The sequence below is a fragment of the Novosphingobium sp. 9U genome, assembly GCF_902506425.1.
In the GTDB taxonomy this organism is placed as follows: domain Bacteria; phylum Pseudomonadota; class Alphaproteobacteria; order Sphingomonadales; family Sphingomonadaceae; genus Novosphingobium.
In genome coordinates, this window is record NZ_LR732530.1 from 18,413 (window position 1) to 39,656 (window position 21,244).

Genomic DNA, 21,244 nt, shown 5'->3' on the forward strand with positions numbered 1-21,244 from the left:
AACCGGCGACTTCTCTGATATCGAAGACTGCCGCGTAAAAAGAGGCGCGAGCGATCGACGACTTCTCGAAATTGCAACTCGTGCAAATAGTGAACCAGTAGAGGAAGCGAGGAAAGCTGCCAACTCGGGCGACTTTCGCTTTGTAGCTGAAGGTGCGGGCGCTCCGTTCACGCCTCGTATTTATGGTTTGTCCTGCTGGCCTACAATCCTGACCGCGGATTATAGACGCATGGTTCGCGCACTATACTACACTCCTGATGCTGCAACGGGTCCATTTCAACAGTACGCGGATCGACATCGCTCATTTGGATTGAAGTTCAATGCTGTGCTGCTGTCAGACAGACGGTCACCATTTAGGTCTAGATGCCACAAGGTCGCTCGTGCACAAGAGATCGACCCACGCCCGATAGAGCTCTATCACATCAATCGTTGACAGCCGGCTCCAACGAGAAAGCGGACTGTCTGCTTACGCCGACGTTGCAGCGAATTGATTGCGCGTGTAACTCATCGCAATGCTATTTGTTTTAGCGCTTGCTTTGGCACCTATGCCGCAAAACATCGCCGCAGCCGATTTGTTCGGCAAATCATGGCAGGTGCCTAAGGACCTTTTCTACTTGGCGGCGGCACCGAGCGGCACAATGTTTTGTGACAAGGCGCAGAAGCGCCGACAGACGGCGGCATTCGATAGGCGGTTTGGCAAGCGCTTCAACAAATTGGTTTCCGTTGTTCGCATGCGTGATGGGCTGGGCTGGTCCGCTGAGGACGTGATGGTCACACCCTGCTACGTGCCGACACCGCAGCGTGCCGCGCAATTACTCGACGAATTTGAAGGTCAGCTACGCGCATTTGAAGAGCGTTTTGGTTTGCCTCACAACGTCCCCTGACCACCCGACCTCGCCCTTTTGCTGTCGAGCTATGCCTGCCGAGAGCTGCCGTCCGTTCAGCTGAACGAATGGGCGAAGTTGGGACGGGAAAAGGGCGCGTTGAGTGACCGCCACTGGGTCTCGGCAGTGGAGGCTAGGAGAGTCGGCTCGCGACCAAGACGCGTCGTTCGCCGGTCTTATCTTTCAACGACGGCTTCCGCGAAAACCTGCTGCTCGGTCGGTGTGAAACCGTCTGGCAAAAATGCGCCCGATCTCGGCCGTTCTGCATCGATGATTGGCTGCCAAGCTTTCCCAGCCGTCACCAAGGGATAAGTCCACTGAAGATTGAGCGGGGAGACAACATGGGCGGGTTCAGCTCGGCATTGATGAGGACGCGTTTGCCGGCCCGCATCTGGGTCACGGGCTAGGCCAACTCGGCGGTCGGCTCGCGACGGTCGGGATCGAGATCCGCCTGGTCGGTGATTTCGACGGACGACGCGGAGGCGATCGCCGAAACGCTAGCGGCGCTGCGAACCGCGCCGATTGATGCAGACAAGAGGTCGCGCCTTTTGGCCGCAAGCGGCGCACGCATTGACTGCAGGCGCGCACAGGGATTTACTCTTGCGATCGAGGCGCCTCCTTTTTGAGCAGAGATCATTCCCCGTGGGATACGAAAAGAGCCGCGTAACGTTGCTGCACGGGTCGGGCCTGGCCTGCGGGCGGGGCTTCGTCGTCGATGCGCGCCATGTGGTCACTTGCGTCCATGTGGTGGGTTACGCCCGCGAAGAACAGCCGACGCGCATCCGTCTGGGCGCGGCCGTCTCGATCCGCAGCGACAGCAGCGACCTGATTGCATGCACTGTCGCCCGCGCCGGCGGGCCGGGTAACTGGTCCGACATCTGCATCCTCGAACGCGCGGACGGCGGGACCTTCGCCGCGGAAGAGATCGCCCGCTGGTCGCTTGCGAAGCCGGGGATGACCTTCTCTGGCCTGGGCGCCAGCGCCAAGGTCTCGTCGGGGGTGCCAATCTACGGCACGATCGTCGCGATCGGCGATCATTCGGAGACGCTGATCATCACCGCCGAGAACCTCGACACGCGCATTGAGCCCGGCTGCTCGGGCGCGGCGGTGTTCGGCGTGCCAAGCGGCGCGGTACTCGGCATGGTCGCGACATACCAGCAGGAGCGCACCGGCACGCTGATCGCCGCGCAGACGATCGCCGAGTACTGGGAGGCGTTCGAGCAGGAAAAGCCGCCGCAGCCGGTTAGCTTCCCCTCCCTCTCGGCACCGCGCCCGCCCGCGCTCGCCGCGCTGCCGCGGTTCGAAACGATGATCGGCGAGATCGACCGCATCCCGCAGAGGAACGGCCTAGTAAACGCGCTGTCCGATCGCAACCTGTTCCGCAAGGGCGGTATCGTCATTACCAGCATCGCCGGCTGCGAGCAGGACCTCCCGGACTTGTGCGCCGAGATGCTCCACCACGTCGCCTTTCAGCGCCTGATTGCCCGGATTGCGCCTGACACCGCCAAACGCGTGGAGCCTGTTCGAGGCCTGCTGCGCAACCTGCTGGACGACGATCCCGAGGAGGCAAGGCGCAATCTGCGCTCGCTGATCGCCACTGAGCTAAGCGTCGCGGGCGCGGGCCTCGGCGAGCTGCGCAAGGCCGTGGCTGCGACCATCGTGCCGCTGCCGATCGTGCTGGAGGCCCGCCCCGGCGACATGCCACGGGTCACGCCGGCGATCATCGCCGCCTGGGCCGACCTGATCGAGGATCTCGCGCGGCCGAGCAGGGACCAGCCGATTGCACTTTTCATTGTCGCCCGCGCGCCGGACGGGGGCGACCAGGCGACAGCCGCGATCCTCGCCCCGCCGGGCGAGGCACCCTATTTTGTGCCGCTCAAGGCGCTGACGCCGATCGTGCTTGACGATGTCGAGTTCTGGGCGCGAACGCGCTTCGGGAGCGACGAGGATGGGAAGCGCGTTTGCGAACACGTCACCGCCATTGTCAAACAGCGCGCGGCGGGGCGACCCGACTTCCGGCTGGGAGAGCTGAACGCGTGGCTGAGCGAGGGGGCGTGAGATGATTGGGCATGAGACAAGCGGGGACACCGAGTTCCTGGCGGTCGAGCAGAAGAATCCGTTACGGCTGGCCCCGGCGCTGTCCACCGCGTTTCCCAGGGACGCCAATTACCTGCCTGCCACGGGCCTGCGCGAGGCGTTTGACGCGGCGATGCTGCTGGGCATGCCCCTGCTGCTGACCGGCGAGCCCGGCACCGGCAAGACGCGCGCCGCGTTCTGGCTGCGCAGCCAGCTCGGCGCGCGGCTGCTGCGCCAGGACGTCAAGTCTACCAGCACCGGACGCGAACTACTTTACACGTTCGACGAAGTCGCGCGGTTCCGCGATGCTGGCAAGGAAGGGGTGAGGCGCGCGCTGATCGATTACGTGACGTTCAGCGCGCTGGGCGAGGCGATCATCCGCGCCGCCGGCCCGAACGCGGCTATCGAGCCGATCCGGAGGGACGCAAAGGTGAGCGACGAGGCGTTCGGGCGCGACGCCGCGGGGCTGACCGCCGCGGCGCTGCTCCCGGGCGACGCCCACTTCGCTTGGGCCGAACCCGAGCACAGCGTCGTGCTGGTGGACGAACTGGACAAGGCACCGCGCGACACGCCCAACGACCTCCTTGCCGAAGTCGAGACCATGGCGTTCGACGTCCCCGAACTCGGCGTGCGCATCGCCGCTGACCCCGCCCGGCGGCCGATCCTGGTCATCACCAGCAACTCCGAACGCGGGCTGCCCGATCCGTTCCTGCGCCGCTGCCTCTATTTCGACATCCCGCCGCCCGGAAAGGCGGACCTTGCCCGGATCGTCGCCATGTCGGTGGACGGCGTCGCTGCCGGCACGCCCCTGTTCGAGAGCTGCTGGCCGTTCTACGACGCCGTGCGCAACCTCGAAGGCATCCGCAAGCGTCCCGGAACCGCCGAGTTTCTCGCCTGGACCAGCTGCCTCGTCAACCACGCCCGCTTCACCCCAGGCGACGCGATCAGCAGCGAGCAGAGCGTCGTGGATCGGGTCGCCCCCACGATGGTCTGCCTGGTGAAGACGCAGGACGATCTCGCCGCGACGCGCCGCCTGCTCGAGGCGGGAACCTGGGGCGCGACCGGTGGCATCGCCGCGTGACCATTTCGCCGATGCCCGGCTGAGCGCCGAGGCGCAGGGGCTGTCGCCGGCCGAGCGTGTCCGGCTGGAGCAGCTGCTTCAAGCGCTGGCACTGCGGGGGATCGATGCGGGCGATCCGCGCGTGCCGCTCTACACCGCTCCGCTGATCGCGCGCAGACCGAAGACGCGCGCCGGCGCGGTTGCCGACCCCTCCGCCGGGTCGGGCGAGCCGGCCAAGATCGTGACCAATGTTGCGACCCAGCAGGGCGCGGCGCCAATTCCTGTCCTCATGCGCGTGCTGACTGCGCTGGCGCTGGCGCTCTGCCTGCTGCTCGCCGCCGACCACGACGCGCGCTTCGACGCGCCCGAGGCCAACCACCTGCCGCGGTTGATAGAACGACAGGCCATGCCCCCGCCGTCGCCCGGAGGAGCGAGCCCGGAGCGGACTGAGTACATCTACCCGCTGACCGGCTGGCTGTTCGCGCTGTTTGGCGGCGCCTTCTTCGCTGTCGAACTCGTTCGCAGGGTCCGCCCTTTGATTGAGCGTCGGCGGCGCCGCCGGCTGCGCCGCGACACCGACCGTCGGCCCGAGGCGGTGACGCAAGTCGCGGTACGCGAGGCGCAGGCGCGGCTGTTTGCCGACCCCGCGCTCGGCGGTGCGCTGCGCAAGCTGCGCCGTCACCGCGCGGTGCCCTCCACCCGGCTGGACGCGCGCGCCAGCATCCGCGCGACGATCGCCGCCGGCGCGATCCCGACGATGCGCTTCGCCCAGCGCCGGCTGAGCCCCGACTATCTGCTGGTGAGCGAGCGCGAGCGGCCGCAGGATCACCTCGGCGTGCTGGCGCAGAGCTGGTACGCGCGGCTGCTCGAAGCCGGCATCAGCTGCAGCCACTACGAGTTCTTCGGCGACCCCAACACCGTCCGTCCGGCCGACGCCGCCCCACCCGACGCCGAACCGCTCGATGTCGTGATCGGCCGTCATCCCGGCGCCGACCTGATGGTCCTGATGGAAGCGTACGACGCGATCCCCGTGGCCGGGACGACACCGCGCTGGCTGGAACGCGTGCAGCACGGCGCGGCGCCCTATCACCTGAACCCGCGCCCGCCCGCGAGCTGGGCGACGCCGGAGCTGCGGCTCGACGCGTTGGGCGTCAAGGGGTTCGCCGCCGACCCCGGCGGGGTCGCCGCGCTGGCCGACTGGATCGACCGCACGATCGACGAGGACGCGATTGACACGCCGGTGCGCGCGCCGGGCGAGCTCGACCTCGCCGCGTTCCTCGCCGAGCACCGCGCGATGCTGCTGTCCGCGGTGAAGCCGACCGACGCGCAGGTGGCGACGGTAGTCGACACGCTGCGCGCCTGGTTGGACAAGGACGCGTTCGACTGGCTCTGCGCGGTGGCCGTCTTTCCGATTGTCAACGTCGGCTTCACCCTATTCGCCGGCTGCGCGCTGAAGGACCGGCCGATGCTGACGCATGCCCGTTATCTCAGCCTGGCGCGGCTGCCGTGGCTGCGCGCCGGGACCATGCCCGACTGGCTGCGGCAGGCGCTGGCCGGCGCGATGACACCACGCATGGCCGCGCGCGCCGCCGCCACCGCCGCCGCGTTCCTGCTGCCGCCGCGCGGATCGGTCGCCGATGCCGCCGCGCTGGTCGAACTGCGCCGCGCCGCCGAGCAGCCGCGCGCCCGGGGCCGGCTCGCCCGCCGGCTCGAACTCGGCGGACATCCGGTGTTCAACGACCGCCTGCTGATCGAGGCTTTGAAGGGCGGCGACCCCGGCATACTCGGCGTTGCGCTGTCGGGCGAACCCGAGCCGCTGCCCGCGCCGACCTGGCGGCGGCCGGAAGTGCTCGCGGCCATCGGTGGCGTGCTGCTCATGCTCGCCCTGATCGTCACCGGCGACCCGCTGCAGATGCATCGGAAGCCGCTGTTCGGCCTGAAGATGCCCGAGATCCGGATCGGACCCGGCTATGCGCTGCCGCCCGAGACGCGCGATCCGGCGTCAGAGGTGACGGCCACGCCGACGCAGGAGCCCACAAACGACGGGTCCGATCCTTCTAATGAGGCAATCGACGTGGGGGTAGCGCCAACGCCCTCACCCTCACCGAGCGACGCGGCGGCGAGCGCGATCACGCTCTACATCCAGATCCCGAGCCAAAGCCTGCGAGCGCGCGCGAGTCAGATCGCCGCGGCGCTTGGGGGGCAGCGGATTGATGGGCTGCATCTGTCGATCCCGGCCGTCGAATACCGACCGAGCGAGTCGCCCAGAACCACACAGCTGCGGTGTTTCAGCTCAGTGTCATGCGGGCTCGCCGACCGAATTGCCATGCTGCTGGTAAAGCAGCAGCTCGACGTTCGAGTCGTGCTGTTCCGCCCTGCGGACCTGAGGAGCCTGCCGGCCTCGCCCGACACGCAGGTGGAGCTGTGGTTCGGCTCGGATCAGGCTTCCGCGGTCAACGCGCCCGATTTCCCCAAGTCCGCACCCGTCCCTATCGCGGGCCTGCAACAGCAATCAACGACTCCCCTCGACCGACCGTCACCGATCGGCCTTGCTCAGCGCACGACCGAACTGCCGCCACCGCAGCAGCAAATTCAGCAAGCACCCGCGGCACAGCAGGGGCAAGAGGTACTCGATTCTCTTAGTTTTGCATGTCCGCTTGATGCGGCGTCGGTGGTACGTCTCGGTTCGTTCCTCGACAGCCAGCCCAAGATCGCTCCGCGATACATAGGGGGCTTCCAGATCGACACGGACCTCGAGGCAGGCAGCGAGGCGGCCCGGACGTGCGAAAGCCAGCTTGAAGGCGTGCGCAAGACCTACATGGGCGAGAGCCGCAATACGGTGGAATTCGATTACTTCTGGAGCTCCGGCCGGGCTGTCGGCGCGATGATCCGGCGCATGGGCGCGGTCCGACCGGCGTCCAAATACTGATGCCTCAACCCGACGCGTAGACGCTGTAGGCGAGCCAGGTGAAATCGTTGTTGGTCTTGCACACCTCGCGCGCCTTGCGGACGGCGCCGGTCAGCGTCGCGCCCTCCCTGGCGAGTTCGGTGTAGACCGTATCGGCGAACAGGTTGGCAAGCTTGTCGTCCACGCTCCACAGCGCGCCGATGAAGGCTGCGGCGCCGCGCCGCGTCTGCGGACGCAGGAAGGCGTTGGCGAAGCCCGCCGCGCCGGTGATGCCGCTGCCCTGCTGCCCGGTCTGGCAGGCGTTGACGAAGACTAGCGGGCCGCCGTGCTTACCGAAGTCAGCGTTGGCGGCGACGTCCTGCCAGGTGAGTGCGTCGGCCAGGGTCTTGCCGCGTTCGGTCTTGCCCTCGCCCATCAGCAGCTCTGACGAGATCACGCTGTTCTGCTGCGTGCGCCCGTGGCAGGCGAAGTGGAGCAGCGCGCAATTCTCCGCCTGCTGCAGGAAGGTGCGCACGCTGTCGCTGTCGGGCGTGATCTCCTGGCTGTCGGGAAAGCGGTAGGCCAGCATCGTTCGTTCCTGCTGCGCGCCATTCAACGTCGCCGCGCCGCCATACTGGGGAACGACGAAGTGCTTGGTCCCGGTGGCCATTGACACGCGGCGGCGACGCAGCGGGGCGTCGTGGAGCCAGCGCACCAGGCCCCATTCGGCGAGGAAGCCCTGTCGCTCCTTGTCCTCGCCGTCGGGGTCGGACAGGTACATCAGCTCCCAGGGAATGTGCGGCTCGCTGGAGATCACGCGGATTTCGCTGATCGATTTCCGGTTCTTCCAGAGACAGCGGCGCACGGGCTCGGGGACCAGCGCGATCGTGCGTTGTTTGGCATCCGACGTGAGCTTGCTCAGGAACCGGTTGTAAATGTCGGTGGCGCCGCCGGCCTCGCGCAAGTTCCAGGCGTTCTCGACATCCTTCAGCACGCCGGCGGCATAAGCCTCGAGCGAGAAGCCGCCATCGATCACCAGCGTCTGCAGGTCGGCGAACTCGGGCTCGTCACTTGTCAGGTTGAACTGCAGCCGCAGCCCGCCGTTGCCCATGTTGAACTCATAAATGCGCAGCACCGCCTGGCCTTCGGTGGGGCTCGCCGGCACCAGCGACTGGCTGGAGCGCAGCGGCTCGGCGGCCTGCGCGACGAACACCGGGGCGAGCAGAAACGTGGCGACGGTGCTCGCGCCCTGGTTCGCCTCGACCAGCAATTCGGCAGTGCCGGGCTTCTGACCCTTGATTGCAAACTTGCAGATCACCTCGTCGCCGTCCTCGATATCGACCTTCTCCTCGTCATCGCCGACGACTTCGCAGTTGAGTCGGGGGCTGACCCGCACGGTCAGCGGCTTTGCCTTGCTAAGTTTCACCGGCGCATCGGTGACGTCGGCCGCCGCGTGCGCGCCGACGGTCAGCGGCTGCGGCGAGACGGTGACGTAGAGATTGGCGGGCCGTGCGATATCGGGGAACGGCATCATCTCCGCGGCGATGTAGCGCTCGGTCTGCGTTTCGAACGCGGGTAACGGAGAGGCAGCTGGTTCCGGTTCGGGCGCGCTGCCGGACCAGGCGGGCGGTGCGGCAGGCTCTGAGGACTTGAAGATCGACGAGCTCCAGTCGATTCCGGCCGGGCCGCTGCGATCGGCGCTGCCGTAGCTGTGGTCGCTCCAGTCGCGCCGCTCGGACGGCAGTGCGCGGTCCCATCCGCCGCCGCCGGACCCGAACTCCCGTGCGGACTGGTCTGCGCCATAGTCCCGGCGATCCCAGTCCCAGCCTCCGTATTCCTCCCTCGCCGGCGCGGCTGACGGAGCGGGTCCGGCCGACCGCTGGTGGTGCACCTGTCGCGGGGTCAGTTCGAGCCACTCGGCCAGCGGCTGCACCGCTTCTGGCGAGGCGAAGTAGCGGGTGTGATAAACGTGACCGTCCCGCCCGATCGGCACCACAACCTCCACCGCGCGGCCTGTGCCGAACTCGGTCATCGATTCGGTGTGGACGACAAGGTCGTTGGGCGCGCCGAACAGCTGGTCGACAAGGCCGTCGACGAGGATCATCGCCGCGCGCTTGGCGAGTTCGGGCAACGCGCCCGGCTCGAAGTCGGACGTGACTGCGAAGTAGCGCGGAGCCGGCTCGGCGGGGGCCGGCGCTCCGTTCAGCGCCGTGACGAGCGTTGAGCCGGGCTCCATTGCCGCCAGCCCCGGGACCCGCCGGTCACCGATGGCGACTTGCGGCAGGATTTGGACGAAGCGGCCCAACGTCTTGATCGCCTCGCTGGCGATCGTCATGCCCACGCCCGCGCCGGCGACGAAGCCGATCACGCGCGCCCCAGCCAGTAGGATGTTGGTGTAGAGGTCGGCCAGCGCCTTCCAGTTGTCAGGGTCGGCGAGCAGCGTGCCGCCGTTGGTACAGCCGATGAACACGCACCGCTCAAACGTGGCGCGCAGTGCAGTCTCAGGCGCCTGCTGCTCGACCAGCGCGCGAAGCACCAGCCCGCCGCGGCTGTAGGCGACCGCATCGATTGTGCTGCCCTCGGGCAGGTTGAGTGCGTGGAGCATCGCGAGGATCGCCGCGGCATTGTGCTCGGGCGTTGCCGCCAGCGTGCGGTGATCGTAGCCGAGGATGAGGTCATAGGCATCGATGGCGGCGCGCAGCACGCCGGCGTCAAGCGCGCCGAAGCTGCCCAGCGTCGTCGAAAAAGTGCCGTGAACCATCAGCAGCACGCGTGCCGGACGTTCCGTAGGGATGCGCGCGGCGGCAAGGCTGAGCGGGCCGACCTTCCACGATGCCGGCTCGGGCTGAGCGATGACGATCGGCCCGGCCACCAGATCGCCTTCGATCCAGTCAACCAGCGCGTCGATGCTGCGGCCGGCGAGGAAGCGCAGGACGTGGACCCGCACCGGCTCGATCAACTTGTCCATCAGGAAGTCGCCGACGAAGCTGCGGCGGCCTGGCTCGCCCTCACCGCGCGCGCCGAGCGGCACGACGAAACTGGCGACCGCCGGCGCGCCGCGACGCACGTCTCCGGGCGAACCGGGGGCGTCGGCGACCTGCCAGGTGAGGAGCCCGCTCTCGTCCTCGACCAGCAGCGCCGCGCTCTCGTTGGCGCCGAGCGGCACGTCGACCCGCAGCTCGGGCGCGGGTTCCGCGCCGAAGCTGCGGCGGCCGTCGTCAACGGGCGCGGCGGTGACAGCGAGCGTATCGACCAGCCCGAAGTTGGCGGCGAGTAGCCCCTCGTCGATCTCGGACACGGTCGAGGACAGCTCTGGCTGGAAGCTGCGGCGTCCGTTTTCCAGCACGGCCGACCGGGCGGTGACGGTGACGCCCTCGCTGACGATGGTCACGCCGCTGGGGGTCTGTTCGGTCGGCATTTGCGCTCTCCCTTAGGACAAAGTGGGAACTCGTGAAGCTTTCAAATGGAGACCAGCGCGCCACTCTCGGGCACCATCGCGATCGTCACCAGGCCATTGCTAAGCGCGGCGTCGGCGGGCTCGTCTAACGCCGCGAGCGGATCGCCACCAGGCAGCAGCGGCCGATCCATGTCCGCCAGCAGCCGCAGAAACGCCAGCATCGCCGGATGCATCTCGGCCTTGAAGAAAAAGATAAACTTCTGATTGAGCCGCAGCCACTTGCGCGCTTGGGCGGCCAGCTCCTTCTCGGCCTTGGCATAGTCCTTCTCGGTCCACCCACCCGGCACGACGCCCGAACCGACCGGGACCGCATCGTAGATCTCGGCTACCTTGGCGAGCATGTCCGGGAAACCGAGCGCGCGCGGCATCATCCGCGCGAACGCCCCGTAGCGGTTGGCGCTTGAGTTCGAGTCTGAGGTAAGATCGACGTTTTGGAGCGCGAACATCACCCGCCAAGGATCGTCGAGGGCGGCAATTTCGCTAAACTCCTCGCGCGCGCGCTTGCAATCGCGCTCGAACTCGGCGGCATCAGCAACTCCTGCGGCGAGCTGCGCCTGGCCAGCGAGCGCGAACAACCGCCGGCGGATGCCTGCCTGCTCTTGGTTCACGGCGCGGCCGAGCCGCACCATCCGCTGCATTGCCTCCGCAGTCAGGCCCATGCGCACTTCGATCCGGCCTTTCACGTCCTTGCCCGGCTCAACGCGCGTGCGCCACCGCTGGTAAGTCGCAAGCGCCAACCGCGAGCGCGACGCATCGATCAGCCGCTGGCGCTCAAGTCCGGCGAAAAATCCGTTGACCTCCTTCGCCGAAAGGTCCTGATCCTCGTGGTCGAAGGTGATCGCGACGGACATTGTGCGGCGTCCCCCCTGCGCCTCGTCAAGCTTGCCGAGCATCAGGTCCCAGCTGCTGACGAAGCTAGCCGAGCGGCCTTCGTCGAAGCCGTCCACCTTGCGGAGCGCGCTCCCCTCGGCGGTGACGGTGACGTCTCCGGCAGCGGTGCGGTCGATCCGCGCCTTGCCACTGACGATTGAGGCGAGTGAAACGTCCACGCCGAGCACCACCACCTCGAGCGCGAAGCCGCGCTGCGTGGCGGCGAAGCGCGAAAGGCTGGACTTCGGCGCGAGCTGCAGCCCTGCCGGCGCCAGCGAGGGGTCCGCAAGGATGAGCTGGAACGGCTGCAGCCGGCCGGTGACGAGCGCCCGCCAGAGCTGCGAGACGGGCTCGGTCGCGTCGGTGACCGTGCCGATCAGCTCGTAATGCGCACCCGACATGTCGGCGCCCGACCAGCCGAACCGCGCCTGCAGCTTTTTGGCGACACCGTCGCCGGTGGTCGCGATCACCTGCCGCGAGAAGCGGTCGAAGGTGTCGACTAGCTCGCGGGTGCCGGCGACCAGCACATCGGCTCGGGTCTCGGCTTTGTTCACTGCCGTGCCGACCGCCTCTAGCTCGGCGGCGAGCTGCGGCCCTACTGAGGCGGCGAGCGCCTGGACGGCGTTGGTGAAACGCGTCTGCAGGTCGCCGAGCAGCGGGCGGATCCGCGCCTTGACCTGTTCGGCGAGATCGGAGGCGGCGAGGTCCGGCACAGAACGGACGAAGCCATCGACGATCGTGCCGGCGAAGGCATCGAGGTCGGACGAAAGCGCACGTTCGTGCGTCGCGGCCAGCGCGCTGATGCGCGTCGCCAGGTGTTCGACGAGCGCGCTGTCCGCATCGGCCGGCCCGCCCAGAGCGATGCTGACATCGTCGAGCAGCGCCCGACGCAGCGCGTCATGCTCAACGATCGACTTTGCCGCGGTGACCAGCAGCGGGCGCGCCTGCGTCGCGAGGTACGTGCCCGGGCTGAGGAACGGCGCAATCTGCGACAGCGCCGGCTTGGCTAGCTCGTCGGCTTTGACCAGCAGGTCGTGGACTCGGCGGGCAAGGCCCGAGACGTCCAGCTGTAGGTCGAGCCCGGCCGACCAGTTGCGCTCCCGCAGCTGGTCCCGGCTGAGCACGAAGTGCAGCGCGTTGTCGTGCCGTCGCACTGACAGGATCCAGCGCGCGTTGCGGCGGAAAGACAGCTCGGCTGCGAGCCCGGCCGAGCCGGAGAGAAAATCGGAGATGGCGAAGCTCTTGCCGGCAACGACGCTCACGCCCGCCTCGGCGGCGCCGTCACAGGCGAGCACCAGCCCTTCGAGATCGGCGAGCGCCATTGCGTGGCTGATCTGGCTGAGATCGAGCGGTTCGGGGATTGCGGTGAGCGTGCGCGCCAGCGCCTCGGCGAACGGCGCGTCGGAATCGCGCGGTCGGAAGAAGAAGCCGAGGGAGGCCTCGCCGCTGGCCGCCGCATGCGCGCTGCCGCCTCCCACCTGCCCGAACGGCAACGACAGCCCGGCGCGGGTCTCGACTTTGCCGCGCGCCCCCATCCGCAGCAGGCCGGGCGGCACCGCGTCGCCACGGAATGGCCAGACGGCGCCCGCCTCGCACTCCAGTAGAGCCTGGGCCCCGAGGTTGAACTGCAACTCGGCGCTCGCTGCCGGTGCCTCCTCGCCCACCGCGAGGTGCGGGATCTTGAGCGAGACAAGCCCCGGATCGGCGCCGTCGTCGAAGCCGAACAGGCTGGATGGCGGCGCACCCGCGGCGAGCGCAACATAGCTCTCCTCGAATGCCGAGACCGGCTGCAGCAGCTTGTGCCAGGGCGCGTCAGGCACGCCAAGTCGATCGCGCAACGCGGCCAGCCGCGTGCGCAGGTCTTCAAGCCCCAGCTCCGCAAAGAGCGCGGCAACGGACGGATCATCGAGTTGGCCGGCGAGAAACAGCGCCAGTCGCGCCGGGCTGTCGACCGGCGCCTGCGTGCCAGCCACGAACAGGCCATGCGCGATGTCGCGCCAGCGGCGGCCGAGTTCGGCATAGGTTGCAAGTTCGGGCAGCAGTGCCGAGAGGTCGCCCAGGCCGCCTGCGACGGTGATCCAGCGGGGCAAAGTTGGCATCGCGCGTCTCCTTTTCTGCCGGCGAAAGCCTAATCCGGACGGAATCAGACGAACGACTCTCGCCCGGCTTTGAGAAGTCCATCGCGCGCTTGATCCATGATGCGCGTGGCGCGCTGCTGCGAGTGAGTCATGCTCGTCTTGGCGCGGAGCGTCAGGTAGCGGTCGATCAGCCGCTGCTCGTCAACGCCGTTCCAGCGCGCGGGGTCGGGCTCTACCCGCCCCGCGGCGATGAGCGCGCCGAGCGCCTGCTCAAGCGTCTTGGGGACGTGTCCTGGGCGGTTGACGTGCTGGTCGAGCAGGTGGGCCATGCCGAGCTCAGACGTGACCCATTGTCGCAGCGGATGGCCGCGAAGCGGCACATCGGCGAAGCGTGCCACGCGGGCGGCTGCGTGTTGCAGCTGACAGCGTCGCACCGCCGAGTGATGGCCGGCGCGCCAGAAGCGATAGGCCCACTCGGGCGAGCGCAGCGGCTTCTTGCTGGCGCTGTCCGCCATCGTGCGGCCGCCGAGGGTCAGCCGCCCGGTGGTGCTCCCAGTGTCGGCGGTGACGTCGAGGCCGAAGCGGCTGAAGCAGTCGATAAACGCTCCCGGATCGTCCCGCTTCAGCCGGGCGAGCAGCGCCGCCAGTTCGCCCGGATCGCTGCCGACGCCGACCGTCCACTGCATGATGCCGAACGACATGAACGCAAGGTCCCACGAGTTGACCGCCTCCAGCCCGCCCTCGTTGCCGGTCACCGCGCATACGCAGCGCAGCGCGGAAGCCGAGACGCCCTCGCCGGCCGCCGGGTTCGCCGCGAGGTAGGCGCGCGCGCTGGTCTGACCGTTGGTGACGAAGCCGAGGCGGAACTTCGAGGCGAAGCCGCGCCCGTTCGGCGCGACTAGGCGGTCGCTCTGGCGAGTGACGGGGTGCTGCGCGTCGTCGGCGATCGGGATCTCCGCCATGCCGATTGCCGGGAGGACGGGTGCGACGGCAGGGGCGACCAGCGACGGGACGGTAGGCGCCGCGCGATCGATCTGCGCCCACGTCTTAGGGCCAGCGATGCCGTCGGGCACCAGGCCGTGCTGGCGCTGGAACCGGCGCAGTGTCGCCTCGGTCACCGGACCGAAGTTGCCGGTCGTGGGGGTCACGCCGAGCGCCGCCTGGAGCGTGCGCACCAGGTCGCCCGTGGCGCCGCGCCGCAGCGTCGGCCGTGAGACGAGGTCGATCGCCGGGATCGCCGGCGCCGGCGGCACGCCCGCGGCGAGCAGCGCGGCGACTGCCTCACGGAACGGCGGCATGTCGAACAGCGGATCAATCTTTCGGCCAGGCGGAGTCGCGAACTCCTTGTGTCCGCAGACCATCGAGGCGTCGCTGCCGATATGCGCCAGGATGGCGGCAACGCCGCGGCGCAATGCGTCGAGCTGGACCTGGGGCCAGACGTCCTCGCGCTTACCGGTGTTCTCCGCCTCGATGCCGATGAAGCTGCTGTTGCCGGTGGCGACGCCGCGCCAAACTCCTTCGCCCGCGTGATTCGCGCGCCCGGCGGCAATCACGTAGTAAGTGCCGTCGCGCCCCAGACCGAGCTGCGACAACGGCCCTGGCAGCCCCGAGCGCCCGCGCGCGAGTAGATCGAGCGACGGCATGTTGCCCTCAGGCAATCCGACCGTGTGATGGACCATGACGCCGCGCACCCGGCCCATCTCGGCGCGACCGCGGGTCCGCCACTCGGGCACTTCGGCGACCTTGAGGTTGGCCTTGAGCAGCACGTCGGGGAGCCAGGTGAGCGAATAGACCATCGCGCTACTCCCTAGCTGCCGACGACGCCGCCTGCGGCGGCGGGAAGCTTGTCGTCGGGGGTCGCGTCCTGAGGGTCGGCGAGATCGACATCGCAGCTGTCGATCGTCTCCTCGTCGCTGGGTGGGGTGACAATCAGGTCCTCGTCCTCGGGCACCGGAATTTCCTCGGCGGTGTCGGGTGCGGCGGTCCCGGCGGCAGACCTGTTCGCGGCGCCTGTTGGTTTCGCTTCGGCAGCCGGCACCGGATCGGCCTTACGAGCCTTGACCGCGTAGGAGTCGAGAAGGTCTGGCACCAGCCGCTCGGCAAAGCCCGCAAGGAAACCAACGATCAGCCCGACTGGCCAGATCGGCAGGTAGATGCGGCCGACGCTGCGGTCGCCGTCCGGCAGCATCATCTCGGCGCCAAAGCCGATCTGAATGATGCCGCTCAGCACGAAGCAGGCAAGCACGAACGCCGCGATCGCACCGATGCCGACGCGGACGAACGAATCGGTGAAATAATCGTAGCGCCTGAGGTCGCTCTTGAGATCGCGCCGGCTAATGCCAAGCGCGATCGAGTAGACAGCGCCGAGGACGCCGGCGACGATCGCGCGCACGACGGCTAGCGCGCCCTCAATCCACCCGCCGTTACCCCAGGCGCCGTTGCGGACGCCGAGATAGAACAGCAGCATCGGGATCAGGAAGGCGGCGGCCGAGGCGAGCGTCCAGACAAGGTAACTGAGTCTCGCGCGCGCGCCCATCTCGCCGGCGAGGTCTGCCTGGATCTGCTGGAGGATAGCGAGGCCTCCTTCGAGGTTGCCCTCGATCGCCTCGATCAGCCCGGACGCGATGCGCATGTCGAACTCACGCGCGGTCTGGGGCAGCCGGCTCCACTTCGGGTCCCTGCAGCGCCAGGCGAGCAGCGAGCCGTCGATTGCGTTGCGTACCGGCGCGAGCCCCGCCAGCCGCTTGCGCTGCAATCGCTGGAGCAGCGGATCGTCGGCATAGCGGACGACGACGCGGCCGGTCGTCTGGTAGATCGCATAGCGCCCGCTCTGGCGGCCGTAGACGTCGATCACCTCGCGTCCGTCGGCGTCCGCTCCGCCGATACGGATCAGTTCGACCATCGCTGCCCCATCGTCGCCCATCCGCCCTCCGGTCGCCTACGCGCTCCTCGGCGCGGCACGTTCGTCAATAGCGATGTTTATGGTTCTGCGGCGACGCCTGCGAAGTTCCCGGCATGATGTGCCCAAACCGCCGTTCTGGCAAGCGCGGACGCTATCACTTAAAGCGTACTGCCGCCCCCCGGTGCGCGGATCAAGGACATAACCTGCGTAATTTCCTCGCGGCCGTCGGCGACAAGGTGTTGCGTGCCGCGGCTTACCGCTTCGCGGAGGCGGTCAGGGCGGGCAACGCGGCGCGCTACTCGGCGATCAGCCAGCTGACCAGTGGCGTCGCGCGCGAATGAGAAGCCCTCGTAAGCTGGGCTGTCGTGCTTGCTGAGTAGCAAACCTTCATAGTAGTCCGTCCCTAACAATCGCCTGGCTGCCAAAGAAGGTGTCGTAAGTGGCGGATATTGAGGCTCAATAGCCTGACCGTGCGCTCCTATTCGGGAAGGAACCGGGCCGTCTTCTCTTAATCAGGCGAGGGAAGTCACGGGGCAGGCTGCGGTGCGGTCGGGTGCTGAAAGCGACCACGGCCGGTCGTTCCTTTGGACGCCATGGACGTCGGTATCTGACAAGACCTGCCGTTCGCCGCATTGCTTGGGAACGGCGGGAAGGTCCCAGCCCAAGCCGTTCCGGGTGGCTAGCCTGAGACTACCGGAGGCTATCACGATCACATGAACCAATGGCAGGAGTTGGGAAGCGGCCAAGTGCGGCTGAGTGACCGCAACTGGGTCCGTCCAAGCGCCAGCGCGGGCAACTACTCTGCGCGATCTCCGACCGAGGAAGGGGCCCTAAGCTCTTCGAGTGGCCGGATCTCCCGTATCAAATTGATCAGCAGCCGCAACGCAGTCGGGACTTGGCGCCGGCCCGAGTAGTAGACGTGAAAACCACTTCCCATCGAAGCCCAATCGCCCAGGACGATCCTTAGCGCGCCGCTCGTCACATACGGGGCAAGGACGGGCTCGGCGGCATAGATCAGGCCCACACCGCTCATGCCCAGAGCAATAGCCGCATGGGTTGCGTCTACCGTCAGCGGGCCCGGCGTGGCAATCGCAACCGCTTCGCTGCTGCGCTCGAACTCCCACCGGTATAGCTGTTCGTTGCCTAGCCGGATGCCGACGCAGCGATGATGGTGCAGGTCGTCTGGCTTCAATGGGGTGCCGAACCGCTCCAGGTAAGCCGGCGAGGCCGCGGCGACCCACCGGATGTCCGGCGAGAGCCTTTGCGCGATCATGTCCTCTGGCACGGTGCCGCCATAGCGGATGCCCGCATCGAAGCCGCCGGCGATGACATCGACCATGCGATTGGTAATGCTGATGTCGATCTCGACCTCGGGGTAGCGCTCGACGAAGATCGGGACCACCGGCTTCAGTAGCAGGGGAACGGCGTCTTCGAGGACGTTGATCCTAACGCGGCCCGCCGGCGTGTCACGGAACCGGTTGAGGTTCTCGGCTGCCTGGGTGACGGCTTGCATCGGCCCTTGGATCGAGGTTGCGAGTTCCTCCCCAGCGGCCGTAAGGCTCACGCTTCTCGTGGTGCGGTTCAACGATCGCACGCCACGGCGCCGCTCCAAAGCCGTTATGGCATGGCTCAGAGCTGAGGTGGTTACGCCCAGCTCCGTTGCCGCTCGGCGGAAGCTATGATGCCGGGCGGTCGCCAGAAAGTAGACGAAGTCAGCAAGGTCGCTACGGCTCAACTGCATGCCGAATTGTAGCACTATGTTGAGCGCAGTTCATCAGTTCGTTGCACGCGGCGACGCTAATCGCAGCCGGGAGGAGTGTCTAAGTTGGCAGCACCACGCTCGCTGTAGCCGCGGGCGCCATCAGGACGGATATAATGCTGAAGCTCGCGACTCTGTGCGCTGCCTCGTTGGTCACTACGAGCGCTGCCTCCGCTAAGGAAGGAACGACATTGGATATCACTCGCAAGGCCGACATGAAGACGGTCGATGGGCCGGCCGACTACTTCACCGGCAAGGTCACGATCACCGGACAGTTCGAGCGGCCCGTTCCGTCGCGTGTCAGCGGCGCCATCGTCCACTTCGAGCCGGGCGCCCGGACGGCCTGGCACTCGCACCCGGCTGGCCAGACGCTTATCGTGACAGAGGGCGTGGGTTGGACCCAGATCGCGGGCGGTCCCAAGCTCGAGTTCCACGCCGGCGACATCCTCTGGTGTCCGGCCGAGCACAAGCATTGGCACGGCGCCACGCCGCATGAGGCAATGACGCACATCGCCATCCAAGAGGCGGTCAACGGTACGCCGGTGACCTGGATGGAGAAGGTCAGCGACGAGGAGTACCTCGCGCCGGTGACAAAGGACTGAGCCGTGCCGCACGTGATCGTGAAGCTATGGCCGGGCAAGAGCGAGGCGCAGAAGCGCGACTTGTCAGCCGCCATCGTTGAGCAGGTTACCCGCATTCTCGACTACGGCGAGGATGCCGTGTCCGTCGGCTTTGACGAAGTCGCCCCGAGTGAATGGTCGGCTCGCGTCTACGAGCCGGCCGTGCAGGGCAAGTGGGGCACGCTTTACAAGCGGCCCGGCTACGGTCCGGCAGCAACAACCGCCAGCTAAGAGGAAAGCGCCATGATTTTACAAGATACGTTCACACTGGCAAACGGCGTGACCATTCCCAAGCTGGGCATCGGCACCTGGCGGATTCCTGACGCTGAAGTGACCAAGGTCGTTCGAGATGCGCTCGACGCCGGATATCGGCACATCGATACCGCTCAGGCTTATGCGAACGAGCACGGCGTCGGCGGGGGTTTGCGCTCCAGTGGCGTCGATCGGGGCGCGGTTTTCATCACCACAAAGCTGGCTGCCGAGTCCAAGACCTATGCCGATGCGACAAGCCGGATCGATGGTTCGCTGCAGGCGCTCGGGTTGGATCACATCGATCTGATGCTGATCCATAGCCCCCAACCCTGGGACCAGTTCCGAGAGGGAGAGCACTTCTTGGAAGGCAATCTCGAAGCGTGGCGAGCTCTCGAAGAGGCGCACCGTGCCGGCAAGATTCGAGCCATCGGCGTCTCCAACTTCGAGCGCGCCGATCTCGACAATCTGCTCGACAACGGCAGCCTCGCGCCGATGGTCAACCAGGTGCTTGCCCACGTCGGCAACACGCCGTTCGACCTGATCGACTACTCGCGGTCGAAGGGGATCCTGGTCGAAGCTTACTCGCCTGTCGCTCATGGCGCGGCCCTGAACAACGCCCATCTTGCCACGATGGCCGCCCGGTACGGCGTCAGCATTGCGCAGTTGTGCATCCGCTATTGCCTGCAACTCGAGCTGTTGCCGCTGCCCAAGACGAGCAATCCAGCGCACATGCGCGACAACGCCGCTGTGGAGTTCACGATCTCCGACGCCGACATGGCAGCGCTGAAAGGCGCGGCTGACAACACCGACTATGGTGAGGCGAGTGCCTTCCCAGTGTTTGGCAAGAAGCGCCAGGCAGAGCGAGCAGGGCAGGTCGACTGAGCGTGACCAACATGACCGCACCGCTTGCCAATCGCGTCGTCGAACGCGACCGTGCGCCCGCGTGGGGTGCGGTCTATGCATTGTCGCTCTGCACCTTCACGCTGATCGCTTCGGAGTTCATGCCGATCAGCCTGCTGAGCCCCATTGCACATACGCTTAGCCTCACTGAAGGTCAGGCCGGTCAGGCGATCTCGATTTCGGGCGTGTTCGCGGTGCTGACAAGCCTGTCGATCAGCTCGCTGATCGGCAGCCTCGACCGGCGCTACGTTCTGCTCGCTCTGGCTGCGCTGCTGATCGTGTCGGGCTCGGTGGTTGCGTTGGCGCCCAGCTACGTCGTCCTGATGATCGGCCGCGCGTTCCTCGGCATTGCCATAGGTGGCTTTTGGTCGATGTCTGCTGCCACCGTGATGCGTTTGGTGCCGGAAGAGGCGGTCCCACGAGGACTGGCGATCCTCAACGGCGGCGCAACCGTCGCGACCACTGTTGCCGCTCCGCTCGGGAGCCTGATGGGAGGGTTGATCGGTTGGCGCGGTGCCTTCTTCTGCGTTGTTCCCGTCGCGCTTGCCGCGGTCCTTTGGCAGGCATGGTCATTGCCGCGCCTCTCAGTCTCTCCACGCGAAGAAGGCGGCAGCATGATGGTCCTGCTGCGCCGTCCCGCTGTGCTAGTTGGACTGCTAGCCGTCGCACTCTTCTTCATGGGCCAGTTTGCGCTCTACACCTACCTGCGCCCGTTTCTGGAGCAGGTGACCCATGTGGGCATCGGCGGACTCTCCACGGTGCTGCTCGTCATCGGCATCGCTGCATTGTCGGCAACGCCGTCGTTGGCCGTCTCGTGCAGCGCAGCATGACGGGTGTACTTGTCGTCGCCCCGGCGATCATGGCAGCGGTTGCAGTCCTGCTTGCGCGCTTTGGCACCTCTATCAAAGTGGCTGCAGGCCTGCTGGCGGTGTGGGGCTTCGCCAGCTCCGCCGCAGTGGCATGGTGGACTTGGGTGACTAGAGTTGCACCACAGGATGCCGAGGCGGGTGGCGGGTTGATGGTAGCGGTGATCCAGCTGGCCATCACGCTGGGCGCGACGATCGGAGGCCTGATCTTCGATGCGACCGGTCCTGCACCGGAATTTGGAGCCAGCGCAGCGATCCTGGTGACGGCGACCATAGTGGCGATCTTTTCCGGATCTATGCTGACGCGTGGACATCGGTGCATGCCGGCGTGACACGGCGCGCTACGCTGGTGGTCGACGCGCCACTAACAGCGGACCTCCTCTTTCCTCCTGATCACTGCGCGCCTTACGCTCGGTCACTCGTAGCCGACATGAACATGGTGTAATCGCTGGGAGCGGTCCACCACTGCGCGATCGGTGCTGAGGCAGGTGGTTGTTCCCCGGTACGATGAAGAACGGGCTCTCGATTGGTGACCGGGCCCAGCATCAGCGGAGAACAACCATGGACGAGTATATTGGTCTTGATGTCTCGATGAAAGAGACGGCGATCTCAGTGCGTCGCGAGGGCAAGCGG

Annotated in this window: 15 protein-coding genes; 9 read left to right on the top strand and 6 right to left on the bottom strand. The window is 66.9% G+C overall.

Features of this window, described 5'->3' with window-relative positions; genetic code table 11:
- Positions 1–545 precede the first annotated feature (545 nt).
- On the top strand, positions 546–884 hold the full coding sequence (locus GV044_RS20580; protein ID WP_159874345.1) for a hypothetical protein: 339 nt from the start codon (positions 546–548) through the stop codon (positions 882–884).
- Positions 885–1,287: 403 nt separating this feature from the next.
- On the opposite strand, the gene GV044_RS22620 is transcribed toward GV044_RS20580, so the two are convergent.
- Positions 1,288–1,419, bottom strand: a complete 132-nt coding sequence (locus tag GV044_RS22620) for a hypothetical protein (RefSeq protein WP_256377313.1) — start codon at positions 1,417–1,419, stop codon at positions 1,288–1,290.
- A 107-nt stretch (positions 1,420–1,526) separates the two neighbouring features.
- Here GV044_RS22620 and GV044_RS20585 point away from each other — a divergent pair, with 107 nt between their 5' ends.
- The 3 genes from GV044_RS20585 to GV044_RS20595 all read left to right on the top strand — a co-directional run bounded on the left by GV044_RS20585 (position 1,527) and on the right by GV044_RS20595 (position 6,949).
- Positions 1,527–2,942 carry a trypsin-like peptidase domain-containing protein gene (locus GV044_RS20585; RefSeq protein WP_159874346.1) on the top strand — a complete coding sequence of 472 codons (1,416 nt, stop codon included), beginning with the start codon at positions 1,527–1,529 and terminating at the stop codon, positions 2,940–2,942.
- 1 nt (position 2,943) lies between these two features.
- Positions 2,944–4,041 carry a MoxR family ATPase gene (locus GV044_RS20590; RefSeq protein ID WP_159874347.1) on the top strand — a complete coding sequence of 366 codons (1,098 nt, stop codon included), beginning with the start codon at positions 2,944–2,946 and terminating at the stop codon, positions 4,039–4,041.
- Between the two features lie 121 nt (positions 4,042–4,162).
- Entirely contained in the window at positions 4,163–6,949 is a 2,787-nt protein-coding gene (locus tag GV044_RS20595; RefSeq protein WP_159874348.1) for a hypothetical protein, read from the top strand.
- Between the two features lie 4 nt (positions 6,950–6,953).
- Here GV044_RS20595 and GV044_RS20600 read toward each other — a convergent pair whose 3' ends face one another.
- The 5 genes from GV044_RS20600 to GV044_RS20620 form a co-directional block, all read right to left on the bottom strand.
- A complete protein-coding gene (locus tag GV044_RS20600; protein WP_159874349.1) occupies positions 6,954–10,325 on the bottom strand; it encodes a CHAT domain-containing protein in 3,372 nt (1,123 codons plus the stop codon).
- A gap of 41 nt (positions 10,326–10,366) precedes the next feature.
- Positions 10,367–13,333 (bottom strand): hypothetical protein, encoded by a 2,967-nt coding sequence (locus GV044_RS20605; RefSeq protein WP_159874350.1) that lies wholly within the window; start codon positions 13,331–13,333, stop codon positions 10,367–10,369.
- A 44-nt stretch (positions 13,334–13,377) separates the two neighbouring features.
- Positions 13,378–15,108, bottom strand: a complete 1,731-nt coding sequence (locus tag GV044_RS20610; RefSeq protein WP_159874351.1) for an N-acetylmuramoyl-L-alanine amidase — start codon at positions 15,106–15,108, stop codon at positions 13,378–13,380.
- Between the two features lie 11 nt (positions 15,109–15,119).
- Positions 15,120–16,235: a hypothetical protein gene (locus tag GV044_RS20615; protein ID WP_159874352.1), complete on the bottom strand. Its 1,116-nt coding sequence runs from the start codon at positions 16,233–16,235 to the stop codon at positions 15,120–15,122.
- 775 nt (positions 16,236–17,010) lie between these two features.
- Positions 17,011–17,955, bottom strand: a complete 945-nt coding sequence (locus GV044_RS20620) for a LysR family transcriptional regulator (protein ID WP_159874353.1) — start codon at positions 17,953–17,955, stop codon at positions 17,011–17,013.
- Between the two features lie 209 nt (positions 17,956–18,164).
- Here GV044_RS20620 and GV044_RS20625 point away from each other — a divergent pair, with 209 nt between their 5' ends.
- The 5 genes from GV044_RS20625 to GV044_RS22470 all read left to right on the top strand — a co-directional run bounded on the left by GV044_RS20625 (position 18,165) and on the right by GV044_RS22470 (position 20,943).
- Positions 18,165–18,575, top strand: coding sequence for a cupin domain-containing protein (locus GV044_RS20625; protein WP_236555148.1), 411 nt, complete (start codon positions 18,165–18,167; stop codon positions 18,573–18,575).
- 3 nt (positions 18,576–18,578) lie between these two features.
- Positions 18,579–18,824, top strand: a complete 246-nt coding sequence (locus GV044_RS20630) for a tautomerase family protein (protein ID WP_159874355.1) — start codon at positions 18,579–18,581, stop codon at positions 18,822–18,824.
- A gap of 12 nt (positions 18,825–18,836) precedes the next feature.
- On the top strand, positions 18,837–19,727 hold the full coding sequence (locus GV044_RS20635; protein ID WP_159874356.1) for an aldo/keto reductase: 891 nt from the start codon (positions 18,837–18,839) through the stop codon (positions 19,725–19,727).
- A gap of 119 nt (positions 19,728–19,846) precedes the next feature.
- Complete coding sequence (locus GV044_RS22465) at positions 19,847–20,575, top strand: MFS transporter (protein WP_236555149.1); 729 nt, start codon at positions 19,847–19,849, stop codon at positions 20,573–20,575.
- Positions 20,572–20,943, top strand: coding sequence for a hypothetical protein (locus GV044_RS22470; protein WP_236555150.1), 372 nt, complete (start codon positions 20,572–20,574; stop codon positions 20,941–20,943). The genes GV044_RS22465 and GV044_RS22470 overlap by 4 nt, the downstream gene beginning before the upstream one ends.
- Positions 20,944–21,244: the final 301 nt, after the last annotated feature.

What these genes read in the sequence shown, in the direction of transcription:
- GV044_RS20615 (WP_159874352.1), bottom strand. Translation starts at nt 16,235, where the DNA reads ATGGGCGACGATGGGGCAGCGATGGTCGAACTGATCCGTATCGGCGGA.
- GV044_RS20580 (WP_159874345.1), top strand. Translation starts at nt 546, where the DNA reads ATGCCGCAAAACATCGCCGCAGCCGATTTGTTCGGCAAATCATGGCAG.
- GV044_RS20605 (WP_159874350.1), bottom strand. Translation starts at nt 13,333, where the DNA reads ATGCCAACTTTGCCCCGCTGGATCACCGTCGCAGGCGGCCTGGGCGAC.
- GV044_RS20590 (WP_159874347.1), top strand. Translation starts at nt 2,944, where the DNA reads ATGATTGGGCATGAGACAAGCGGGGACACCGAGTTCCTGGCGGTCGAG.
- GV044_RS22470 (WP_236555150.1), top strand. Translation starts at nt 20,572, where the DNA reads ATGACGGGTGTACTTGTCGTCGCCCCGGCGATCATGGCAGCGGTTGCA.
- GV044_RS20600 (WP_159874349.1), bottom strand. Translation starts at nt 10,325, where the DNA reads ATGCCGACCGAACAGACCCCCAGCGGCGTGACCATCGTCAGCGAGGGC.
- GV044_RS22465 (WP_236555149.1), top strand. Translation starts at nt 19,847, where the DNA reads ATGCCGATCAGCCTGCTGAGCCCCATTGCACATACGCTTAGCCTCACT.
- GV044_RS20620 (WP_159874353.1), bottom strand. Translation starts at nt 17,955, where the DNA reads ATGCAGTTGAGCCGTAGCGACCTTGCTGACTTCGTCTACTTTCTGGCG.
- GV044_RS20610 (WP_159874351.1), bottom strand. Translation starts at nt 15,108, where the DNA reads ATGGTCTATTCGCTCACCTGGCTCCCCGACGTGCTGCTCAAGGCCAAC.
- GV044_RS20635 (WP_159874356.1), top strand. Translation starts at nt 18,837, where the DNA reads ATGATTTTACAAGATACGTTCACACTGGCAAACGGCGTGACCATTCCC.